The 8348-nt window shown below is 70.1% G+C and carries 9 protein-coding genes; all 9 read right to left on the bottom strand.

The annotated features are described in order from the left end of the window. Nucleotides 1-33 precede the first annotated feature (33 nt). Nucleotides 34-930 (bottom strand): GTPase Era, encoded by an 897-nt coding sequence (gene era, locus AB0M82_RS04010; protein WP_364717503.1) that lies wholly within the window; start codon nucleotides 928-930, stop codon nucleotides 34-36. Further along, nucleotides 927-1265, bottom strand: a complete 339-nt coding sequence (locus AB0M82_RS04015) for a cytidine deaminase (protein ID WP_364717504.1) — start codon at nucleotides 1263-1265, stop codon at nucleotides 927-929. The genes era and AB0M82_RS04015 overlap by 4 nt, the downstream gene beginning before the upstream one ends. Next, on the bottom strand, nucleotides 1258-2604 hold the full coding sequence (locus tag AB0M82_RS04020; RefSeq protein ID WP_364717506.1) for a hemolysin family protein: 1347 nt from the start codon (nucleotides 2602-2604) through the stop codon (nucleotides 1258-1260). Before AB0M82_RS04020 ends, AB0M82_RS04015 begins: the two co-directional genes overlap by 8 nt. A gap of 9 nt (nucleotides 2605-2613) precedes the next feature. Beyond that, nucleotides 2614-3195, bottom strand: a complete 582-nt coding sequence (gene ybeY / locus AB0M82_RS04025) for an rRNA maturation RNase YbeY (protein WP_364717507.1) — start codon at nucleotides 3193-3195, stop codon at nucleotides 2614-2616. Further along, a complete protein-coding gene (locus AB0M82_RS04030; RefSeq protein WP_364717508.1) occupies nucleotides 3192-4265 on the bottom strand; it encodes a PhoH family protein in 1074 nt (357 codons plus the stop codon). The genes ybeY and AB0M82_RS04030 overlap by 4 nt, the downstream gene beginning before the upstream one ends. Nucleotides 4266-4355: 90 nt before the next feature. Next, a complete protein-coding gene (locus tag AB0M82_RS04035; protein WP_364717510.1) occupies nucleotides 4356-4709 on the bottom strand; it encodes a histidine triad nucleotide-binding protein in 354 nt (117 codons plus the stop codon). A gap of 449 nt (nucleotides 4710-5158) precedes the next feature. Then, on the bottom strand, nucleotides 5159-5911 hold the full coding sequence (locus AB0M82_RS04040; protein ID WP_364717512.1) for a 16S rRNA (uracil(1498)-N(3))-methyltransferase: 753 nt from the start codon (nucleotides 5909-5911) through the stop codon (nucleotides 5159-5161). 3 nt (nucleotides 5912-5914) lie between these two features. Further along, nucleotides 5915-7081: a molecular chaperone DnaJ gene (gene dnaJ / locus AB0M82_RS04045; RefSeq protein ID WP_364717513.1), complete on the bottom strand. Its 1167-nt coding sequence runs from the start codon at nucleotides 7079-7081 to the stop codon at nucleotides 5915-5917. Nucleotides 7082-7113: 32 nt separating this feature from the next. After that, a complete protein-coding gene (gene hrcA / locus AB0M82_RS04050) occupies nucleotides 7114-8139 on the bottom strand; it encodes a heat-inducible transcriptional repressor HrcA (RefSeq protein WP_364717514.1) in 1026 nt (341 codons plus the stop codon). Nucleotides 8140-8348: the final 209 nt, after the last annotated feature.

An 8348-nucleotide genomic window follows, 5' to 3' on the forward strand; every position in this document is an offset into this window, starting at 1 on the left:
CGCTGATCCTTCCCCGGCGAGGGAAGGCGCAGGTCAGAAGCCGAGCCGACGCAGCTGACGGGGGTCGCGCTGCCACTCCTTGGCCACCTTGATGTGCAGGTCGAGGTAGACCTTCGAGCCGAGCAGCGCCTCGATGCTCTTGCGGGCGGTGGCGCCGACCTCGCGCAGCCGTTCGCCCTTGTGCCCGAGGATGATCCCCTTCTGGCTGGGCCGTTCCACGTACAGGAACGCGTGCACGTCGATGAGGTCGTCACGGCCTTCGCGGGGCAGCATCTCCTCGACGGTGACGGCGATCGAGTGCGGCAGTTCGTCGCGGACGCCTTCCAGCGCCGCCTCGCGGATCAGCTCGGCGACCAGGGTCTGCTCGGGTTCGTCGGTGAGCTCGCCGCCCGGGTAGAGCTGCGGGCCCTCGGGCAGCTTGCCGACGAGCAGGTTCGCGAGCGCGTCCACCTGGAACCCGTCCACCGCGGACACCGGGATCAGCTCGGCGAACTCCATGACCTTCTGCAGCGCCAGGAGCTGCTCGGCGACCTGCTCGGGCTTGACGAGGTCGGTCTTGGTGACGACGCCGATCACCGGGGTCCGTTTGGCGAGCTTCGCCAGCTCGGCGGCGATGAACTTGTCACCGGGCCCGATCTTCTCGTTGGCCGGCACGCAGAAGCCGACGACGTCCACTTCGGACCAGGTGGCGTGCACGATGTCGTTGAGCCGCTCGCCGAGCAGGGTGCGGGGCCGGTGCAGGCCGGGCGTGTCGATGAGGACGAGCTGGGCGTCCTCGCGGTGCACGATGCCGCGGATGGCGTGGCGGGTGGTCTGCGGCTTGCTGGAGGTGATCGCGACCTTGGTGCCGACGAGGGCGTTGGTCAGCGTCGACTTGCCCGCGTTGGGCCGGCCGACGAAGCACGCGAAGCCGGAGCGGTGTTCGGTCATCGGGTCAGCACCTCGAGGACTTCGCCGTCCGGGCCGGCGAGGATGATGGGCGCGTACTTCGCGATGTCGCGGACGGCGTGCACGGACGCCCCCTTGATCAGGCCCTGGTCGGTGACGACGGCGGCGGCTTCGATGCCTTCGGCGCCGCTGGACAGGGCGGCGGCGACCGCGGCCTGGAGTGCGGTCAGCTTGAACGACGGCTGGTCGACCGTGCCGGCGGCGTACGTGCGGCCGTCGGTGTCGCGGACCGCGGCCCCCTCGGGGGCCTGGATGCGGGCGCGCGAGGACCTGGCCAGCGTGACGAGTTTCCGGTCCTCGGCCTCGAGGTCAGGCATGTTCGACGCTCCTGTCGCGTTCGTCGGGGTGGGGCAGGCGCGTGCGGCGCCGGGCGGTCCGGTCGGCCGGGTCCGTCATCGCGTCGGCGTTGGCCGGGTGCACCACCACGGAGGTGATGCGCATGCGGCCGCGCCGGTCCTTGCCCCCTTCGGCGAACAGCCGAAGGCCGGCGACCTCGGCTTCGGCCCCCGGCAGCGGGACCCTACCCAGTCGTTCCGCGAGCAGCCCGCCCACCGTCTCCACGTCGTGGTCTTCGAGGTCGATGCCGAACAGTTCGCCCAGGTCGTCGATGCCCATCCGGGACGACACGCGGACGGCGCCGCCGTCGAGCTCCTCGACCTCGGGGCGCTCGTCGGCGTCGGATTCGTCGGTGATCTCGCCGACGATCTCTTCGAGGACGTCTTCGATGGTGAGCAGGCCCGCGGTGCCGCCGTACTCGTCGACGGCGATCGCGATGTGGTTGTGCGAGCGCTGCATCTCCTTGAGCAGGTCGTGGAGCCGCTTCGAGTCGGGGACGAAACAGGCTTCGTTCATCACGGTGTCGACGACGGTGCTCGGGCCGTCCGGGTCCATGTACCCGGACATCAGGTTCTTGATGTTGACGACGCCGACGATGTCGTCGACGGACTCGTCGATCACCGGCAGCCGCGTGAACCCGGTGCGCAGCGCGAGGGCGAGGGCCTGGCGGACGGTCTTGGTGCGCTCGATCCAGACGATCTCGGTGCGCGGCACCATCACCTCGCGGGCGACGGTGTCGCCGAGCTCGAACACCGAGTGGATCATCTCCCGTTCGGAGTCCTCGACGACGCCGCGTTCCTGGGCGAGGTCGACGAGTTCGCGCAGCTCGACCTCGGAAGTGAACGGGCCTTCGCGGAAGCCCTGACCGGGGGTGATCGCGTTGCCGATGAGGATCAGCAGGCGGGACAGCGGGCCGAGGATCGAGCCGAGGACGCGGACGGGCCCGGCGACGTAACGGCCGATGCGGTAGGGGTGCTGGCGGCCGAGGGTGCGGGGGCCGACGCCGATGAGGACGTAGCTGACGACGACCATGACGACGGCGGCGACGAACACGGCCAGCCCGAGCGGCTCGAGCCGGGTGCCGACGAACACGGTGACCAGCACGGTCGCGGTGAGCTCGCAGCCGAGGCGGAGCAGGAGCAGCAGGTTGATGTGGCGACGGCGTTCGGCGACGACGGCGGCGAGGTGGCCGGCGCCGGGCAGCCCGAGCCGGGCGAGGCCTTCGGCCCGGGCCTGCGAGACGGAGCTGATGGCGGCGTCGGCCGCCGCGAAGACGCCGGCCAGGAGGACGAGCGCGATCGCGAAGAGGAGCTGGACCATGGCTGGCGCCTAGGGCGTTTCCCCGGCGGGTGGTTCGGCGGCGGGCGCGGCGGGCGTGGCGCTCGCGTCGAGCCCGGCGATGCCGAGGACGCGGTCGTCGGTGCTGCGCTGGGCGTCCCGCTTCTCCAGGGCGGCGACGGCGTCCTGGTATTCGCCGAGGATGCGCTTCTGGAGGGCGAACATCTCGCGTTCCTCGGCGGGTTCGGCGTGGTCGTAGCCGAGGAGGTGGAGCACGCCGTGCACGGTGAGCAGGTGCAGCTCGTCGATCAGGCCGTGGCCCGCGGTCTTGGCCTGGTCCTTGGCGAACGCCGGGCAGAGCACGATGTCCCCGAGCAGCGCGGGTGACGCGTCGGGCGCGTCCGGGCGGCGGGAGGAGTCGAGCTCGTCCATGGGGAAGGCCATGACGTCGGTGGGCCCCGGAAGGTCCATCCAGCGCTCGTGAAGGTCTTCCATCACCTCGAGGGTGACGAGGAGGATGGACAGCTCGGCGAGCGGGCTGACCTCCATCTTGTCGAGGGCGTAGCGGGCGGCCGAGACGATGGACGTCTCGTCGACGATGACGCCGGACTCGTTGGCGATCTCGATGCTCAACGCCTGCTGCCCTTCCAGCCGTTGCCCTGGTCCTGGGCGTCCTGCACGGCTTGCCATTTTTCGTAGGCGTCGACGATGCTCGCGACGAGCCGGTGCCGGACGACGTCCTGGCTGGTGAGTTCGGCGAAGTGGAGGTCTTCGACGCCGGTGAGGATGTCGCGCACGACGCGGAGGCCGCTGCGCTGCCCGCTGGGCAGGTCGACCTGGGTGATGTCGCCGGTGACGACGATCTTGGAGCCGAAGCCGAGGCGGGTGAGGAACATCTTCATCTGCTCGGGCGTGGTGTTCTGGGCCTCGTCGAGGATGATGAAGGCATCATTAAGCGTTCTTCCACGCATGTATGCGAGGGGTGCGATCTCGATGGTGCCGGCCTGCATGAGCCGCGGAATCGACTCGGGCTCGACCATGTCGTGCAGCGCGTCGTAGAGGGGCCGCAGGTAGGGGTCGATCTTCTCGTTGAGCGTGCCCGGCAGGTAGCCGAGGCGCTCGCCGGCCTCGACGGCGGGGCGGGTCAGCACGATGCGGGTGACCTGCTTGGCCTGCAGCGCCTGGACGGCTTTCGCCATGGCGAGGTAGGTCTTGCCGGTGCCGGCGGGGCCGATGCCGAAGACGACGGTGTGCTTGTCGATGGCGTCGACGTAGCGCTTCTGGTTGAGCGTCTTGGGCCGGATGGTCTTGCCGCGGCGGGAGACGATGTTGAGGCTGAGCACCTCGGCCGGTGAGGCGTCGCCGGTGGAGAGCATGCCGACGGCGCGGCGGACGGTGTCGGGCCCGACCTGCTGGCCGCCGGTGGCGAGCTGCACGAGCTCGGCGAAGACACGTTCGGCGAACGCGACGTCGGCGGGGGTGCCGGTCAGGGTGACCTCGTTGCCGCGCACGTGCACGTCGGCGGCGAGGAGTTCCTCGGCGACACGCAGGTTCTCGTCGCGGGAGCCGAGCAGGCTGAGGGCGGCGGCGTCGGGGATGGGGAACCGGGACTGGGCCGCCTGCGCACCGGCGGTGTCCTCGGTCTTCTGGACGTCTCCAGGGACGTCAGGTCGGGCGGCTCCACCCGGTACGGTTCCGGCCACGTGGCCTCGGCCCTGCTTTCTGCATGAGGGACAGCGGACCCCACCGATGCTACTGGCACCGGCCGACCGGACGCAGGCAGGTTTCCCCAGTCACCCCTCGTGCGCCCCGAAGAACCCCAACGGCTCCCCACCCAGCACATGGGCATGAACATGAAAGACGGTCTGCCCGGCATCGGCATCGGTGTTGAAGACCACCCGATACCCACTCTCGAGGATGCCCTCGAGCTCAGCAACCCGACGAGCAGTAGCAACAACATCACTGAGCAACTGCGGATCCCCAGCAGCAAGCTCGGCAAGGTTCCGATACCGCTGCCGAGGCACAACAAGCACGTGAACCCGAGCCTGGGGCCGAATATCCCGGAAGGCAAAGGTGGTCTCATCCTGAAAAACAACGTCAGCAGGGACCTCCCCCCGAATAACCCGTTCAAAGAGATCCTCACTCATACCCAAACCCTAACGACCCCCAACGCCACCACGCGAACCCACACGCCACCCAACACGAAGCGAGAAGGCCGAAGACCGCCGAGCAAGGCAAGACGCCTTTTGAACAGGCACCGAGCAAAAGTCGCGGGGGGTCCGGGGGCTTGCCCCCGGCTGGGGGTCTGGGGGTTTGACCCCCAGAAAACACAACGAACGCAAAGCAGCATCCGACGAAGCGAAGCGAAGGAGGGAGCTGCGCGGCGGAAGATGCCGCGCCGCGGCGGATCCTGGGGGTCGATCCGCCGGGGCGCGGCGCCGCCGGACCGAGGGGGGAGGTGCCCGGCGGAGTCTGTGTCTTCCCAGTGGCGCACCGAAACAGTGTGTGGTGCGTTAGTTGACGAGAGTAACGGGTCGGAGCGTGATCGCGCCATAACTGGGCGCAAAATCTGGTCGTTTTTTTGGTTGTGAACTTTTCACTGCCACCGGGTGGTAAGGGCGCCGATGGCGCCGAGGGCGACGGCGGCGGCGGTGGAGGTGCGGAGGACGGTGGTGCCGAGGCGGACGGCCTGGGCACCGGCTTCGCAGAGGGTGCGAAGTTCTTCGTCGGTGATGCCGCCTTCGGGGCCGACGACCAGGAGGATGTCGCCGGTGTCGGGGAGGGTGAGGTCGGTGAGGCGGTCGGGGACGTCGGATTCGAGGACGATCGTCAGGGACATCGTCGTGGCGAGGCCGGCGAGTTCGGTGGTGGTGGCGGGTTCGGTGATGTCGGGGACGTGGGCGCGGCGGGCTTGTTTGGCGGCGGCGCGGGCGGTGGTGCGCCAGCGGGCGAGGGCTTTGTCGCCGCGGGGGCCGTCTTCCCACTTGGTGACGCTGCGGGCGGCGCGCCAGGGGACGATGGCGTCGACGCCGGCTTCGGTGGCGAGTTCGACGGCGAGTTCGCCGCGGTCGCCCTTGGCGAGGGCCTGCGCGAGGTGGATCCGCAGGGCCGGCGGTTCCTCGGTCCAGCTCTCCTCGACCGTCAGGGTCAGGGCCGCGTCCCGGCCGGGCTGGACGGCGTCGACGACGCAGCGGGCCATCGCGCCGGCGCCGTCGGAGAGGACGAGCCGCTCCCCCGCGCGCAGGCGGCGGACGGTGGCCGCGTGCCGGGCTTCCTCGCCGTCGAGGACGGCGTGCCCGCTGGTGGGTACCGAAGCGGCGAGGAAGACCGGCAGGGTGGTGTCGGGCACGGGTCAGCGGTGGTTCTTGGCGCGGAGCTTGGAGAACAGGCCGCCGTGCTTGGTGCCGTTGTTCGCGAGCGTGGGGACCTCTTCGCCGCGCTGCTGCGCGAGCTCGACGAGGAGTTCGCGCTGGGCGTCGTCGAGCTTGGTGGGGACGACGACGTCGATGTGGACGTGGAGGTCGCCACGGCCGTCGACGCGGCCGGAGGACCGCAGCCGGGGCATGCCCTTGCCGGTGAGGACGAGCTCGGCGTTGGGCTGGGTGCCGGGTTCGACGTCGAGTTCGTAGTCGCCGTCGACGAGGGTGGCGATCGGCACGGTGGCGCCGAGGGCGGCGGTGGTCATCGGGATGCGGAAGTTGCAGTGCAGGTCGTGGCCCTGCCGGACGAAGACCTCGTGCGGGGTCTCGTCGATCTCGACGTAGAGGTCGCCGGCCGGGCCGCCGCCGGGGCCGACCTCGCCCTGGCCGGAGAGCCGGATGCGCATGCCGTCGCCGACGCCCGGCGGGATCTTCGCGGTGACGTTGCGGCGGGCGCGGATGCGGCCGTCGCCGCCGCACTGGCGGCAGGGGTCGGGGATGACCTCGCCGAAGCCGCGGCAGACCGGGCAGGGCCGCGCGGTGACGACCTGGCCGAGGAAGGACCGCTGGACGGACTGGACCTCGCCGGCGCCGCCGCACGTGTCGCAGGTCTTGACGCCGGTGCCTTCGGTGGTGCCGGCGCCGCGGCAGAGGTCGCACACGATGGCGGTGTCGACGGCGATCTCCTTGTCGACACCGGTGGCGCACTCTTCGAGGCTGAGGCCGAGCCGGATGAGGGCGTCGGAGCCGGGCTGGACGCGGCTGCGGGGCCCACGCCCGCGGCCGCCGCCCCCGCCGGCGGCGCCGAAGAAGGCGTCCATGATGTCGCCGAGGCCGCCGAATCCGGCGAACGGGTCGCCGCCGCCCCCGCCGCGCGCGCCGTTGTCCATCGGGTCGCCGCCGAGGTCGACGATCTTGCGCTTCTGCGGGTCGGACAGCACCTCGTAGGCGGTCGTGACCTCGCCGAACTTGTGCTGGGCGTCTTCCGACGGGTTGACGTCGGGGTGCAGCTCCCTGGCCAGCTTCCGGTACGCGCGCTTGATGTCCTGATCGCTCGCGTTCTTCGCCACCCCGAGGATGCCGTAGTAGTCCCTCGCCACCGTCTCTCGCTTCTCCTTCTGCTCTGCCCGGCTCAGCGGCCGGCCAGGATCTGCCCCACGTAGTTGGCGACCGCCCGCACCGCGGCGATCGTGCCGGGGTAGTCCATCCGGGTCGGGCCGACCACCCCCATGCCGCCGAGCACCACGTCGTCGCGGCCGTAGCCGATCGAGACGACCGAGGTGCTGCGCATCTGCTCGTCCTCATTTTCCTCACCGATGCGGACCGTGATCGCACCGGGGTTGCGTGCGGCGGCCAGCAGCTTGAGGACGACGACCTGTTCCTCGAGCGCTTCGAGGACCTGGCGCAGCGAACCCGGGAAGTCGGCGACGTTGCGCGTGAGGTTGGCGGTGCCGCCGAGCACCAGGCGTTCTTCGGGGTGTTCGGCCAGCGATTCGACCAGCACCGTGGAGACGCGGATGAGCACGTCACGCAGGTCGCCGGGCGATTTGTCCGGTAGTTCGGCGACGTGCGCCGCGGCGTCGTTGAGCCGGCGCCCCGCCATCGCCCCGTTGAGCACGCTGCGGAGCCGGGCGACGTCTTCTTCGGTGACGACGTCGCCGAGGTCGACCGTACGCTGGTCGACACGCCCGGAGTCGGTGATCAGCACCAGCATGAGCCGCGCCGGGGTGAGCGGCACCACTTCGAGGTGGCGCACCTTGGCGTTGGTCAGCATCGGGTACTGGACGACGGCGACCTGGCGGGTCAGCTGCGCAAGCAGCCGGACCGAGCGGCGGAGGACGTCGTCGAGGTCGGTGCCGCTGTCGAGGAACGTGGTGATGGCGCGCCGCTCGGCCGCCGACAGCGGCTTGATCTCGGAGAGCCGGTCGACGAAGAGGCGGTAGCCCTTGTCCGTCGGCACGCGGCCGGCGCTGGTGTGCGGCTGAGTGATGTAGCCCTCTTCCTCGAGCGCGGCCATGTCGTTGCGCACGGTGGCGCTCGACACACCCAGGTTGTGCCGTTCGACGATCGCCTTGGACCCGACCGGTTCCTGGTTGGACACGTAGTCGGCCACGATCGCGCGCAGCACTTCGAAGCGGCGCTCATCCGCGTTGGCCACCGGTTCCTCACCTACCTCGCTCGCTGCTGACCCCGAGTTTACGGAAGCCTGAGCCGGTGGTGCTCAACCCGGGCCGGGCACGCCGCGCTCGGCACCCTCGCGAGCGACGTCCTCCCGGACTAGAAGGCCGTGAATGTCGCATTGAGGGACTTGAAGTCCCTCAATGCGACAAGCTCTACCTGAGCAGACAGGGTGTCGAGTACCACGTC

The sequence above is a fragment of the Amycolatopsis sp. NPDC051128 genome (assembly GCF_040682715.1).
Taxonomy (GTDB): domain Bacteria; phylum Actinomycetota; class Actinomycetes; order Mycobacteriales; family Pseudonocardiaceae; genus Amycolatopsis.

Excerpts from the sequence above, each read along its gene's own strand:
- AB0M82_RS04015 (WP_364717504.1), bottom strand. The coding sequence starts at position 1,265 with ATGCCTGACCTCGAGGCCGAGGACCGGAAACTCGTCACGCTGGCCAGG.
- AB0M82_RS04035 (WP_364717510.1), bottom strand. The coding sequence starts at position 4,709 with ATGAGTGAGGATCTCTTTGAACGGGTTATTCGGGGGGAGGTCCCTGCT.
- era (WP_364717503.1), bottom strand. The coding sequence starts at position 930 with ATGACCGAACACCGCTCCGGCTTCGCGTGCTTCGTCGGCCGGCCCAAC.
- AB0M82_RS04020 (WP_364717506.1), bottom strand. The coding sequence starts at position 2,604 with ATGGTCCAGCTCCTCTTCGCGATCGCGCTCGTCCTCCTGGCCGGCGTC.